The 2,105-nt window shown below is 59.5% G+C and carries 1 protein-coding gene; it reads right to left on the bottom strand.

Annotation, left to right across the window (positions count from 1 at the left end; all coding sequences use genetic code 11):
* The coding region (locus tag BF99_RS0118900; protein WP_197019228.1) for a beta strand repeat-containing protein at positions 1 to 2,087 on the bottom strand (2,087 nt) is incomplete at its 3' end.
* Between the last annotated feature and the right edge of the window lie 18 nt (positions 2,088 to 2,105).

Below are 2,105 nucleotides of genomic sequence, written 5' to 3' on the forward strand. Positions count from 1 at the left end.
TTCCAGTTGGTGGTCGTGAAGGCGAGCGTATTTTGGTTGCCGTTCGTGTTGCTATCGGTATCGATGCTCACATCGGCGTTGGCCGGTTGGGTTTGAGCCACCGTCACCGTTACGCTCGAGGTCGGCTGCGAGAGCAACTTCACCTGGAAGGTGACGCTGCTCTCCTCGACGACGGTCAGGTTGGTCTGCGATATATCCAGCCGATCCGTCTCGTCATCCGTGATTCGGACGGTCACCATGCCGCTGATACCAGCGTAGCCGCCACCGGCGACCGAAAAGGGGATGGTCGTTGTGTCGTTCGTGGAATCGTTGTCTTGGGCCGCGGATATCTTGACTTGTTGATTCACATTCCAGTTCGAGGCCGTGAAGGTCAAGGTGGTCTGATTGCCGTTCGTCGATGTATCGGTATCCACCTTGACGTCGGTATCGCTCGGCTGGGTGAAGGTCACCGTAACATTTCCGCTCGGCAGGGACGACAAGCGCACATCGATGGTCTCGTTATCCCCTTCGTCGACCCCCACCGACGATGGCAGGACCAAACCCGCGGCGTCGTCGTCGGTGACGGTTACGTCCACCTCTTCGCTTATGTCGTTGTAGCCGCCGCCGGTGGTCGACAGCGTGATGGTCCCGCTTTCGTTCGAGGTATCGTTGTCTTGTGCGGCCGTCACGCCGATCACTCGATCCACGTTCCAATCATCTTGGTTGAAAGTCAGCGTCGTCTGAACGCCGGCTTCAAATGTATCGGCATCCGCCACGACGTCGGTATTGGTCGGTTGGGTCACGGTCAGCGTGACATCGGCGCTTGGCAGGGTCGCCAACTTCACCGTGAATGTCACTTGATCCGTCGCTCCCTCCACGATCGCCAAATCGGTCGACGAGATGGTCAGAGCCTCTTCGTCGTCGTCCGTCACATCGACTTTTACGGTGCCGTCGACATCGTCGTAACCATCGCCCGCCGCCGAAAGGGAGATGGTCACGTCCGTCTCATCCCAAGCATCGTCGTCTTCGGCGGCGCTCACCGTGACGTTCTGATCCACGTTCCAGTTGCCGGTGGTGAAGGTCAAGGTGGTCTGGTTGCCGTTGGTCGAGGTGTCGGTATCCACCGTGACGTCGGTATCGCTCGGCTGGGTCAGCGTTACCGTGATATTCTCGCTCGGCAGGGTCGCCAACTTCACCGCAAAGGTGGTACTGCTCCCCTCATCGACGCTCACATCGCTCGAAGGCAGCGTCAAATCCGCTTCGTCATCGTCCGTCACATCGACGACCACGGTGCCGCTCACACCGGCGAAACCACCGCCCGCCGCCGAAAGGGAGATGCTCACGTCCAGATCATCGTCCAAAATATCGTCGTCGTCGGCGGCGCTCACCGTGACCGCCTGATCCACATTCCAGTTGGAGGAGGTGAAGGTCAGCGTGGTCTGGTTGCCGCTGGTCGATGTATTGGTATCCACCGTGACATCGGTGTTGGTCGGCTGGGTCAAGGTCACCGTTACGTTCGCGCTCGGCTGGTTCGACAATTTCACATTGAACGTGCCGTTGGAACCCTCGTCGATAGCCAGATCGCTCGACGGGAGGATGAGGGTTCCAGTGTCATCGTCCGTCACATCGACACCCACGGTGCCGGTCACGCTGCCATAGCCCCCGCCCGATGCCGAAACGGAAATGCTCGCGCTGTCGTCCACGAGATCGTTGTCATGGGCCGCACTGACCGTGACCGTCTGATTCGTATCCCAGTTGCCGGTGGTAAAGCTCAGCGAGGTAATGCTCACCGTCACATCGGTATTGGTCGGCTGGGCCAAGGTTACTGTCACGCTCCCGCTCGGCAAGGTCGCCAGCCCGATACTGAAAGTTCTGTTACTGCCCTCGTTGACGCTCACATCATTCGAGGGCAGGATGAAGGCCTCGGTGTCATCGTCGGTCACATCGACACCCACGGTGCCGGTCGCACTGCCATAGCCCCCGCCCGTCGCCGAGACGGAGATACTCGCGCTCTCATCCGATGCATCGTCGTCTTGAGCCGCATTGACCGTGACCGACTGATTCTGATCCCAGTTGGCGGGCGTAAAGCTCAGCGAGGTGCTTCCCACCGTCACATCGGTATTGGT

Origin of the sequence: Thioalkalivibrio sp. HK1 (assembly GCA_000583135.1) — a bacterium.
Lineage (GTDB): Bacteria > Pseudomonadota > Gammaproteobacteria > HK1 > HK1 > HK1.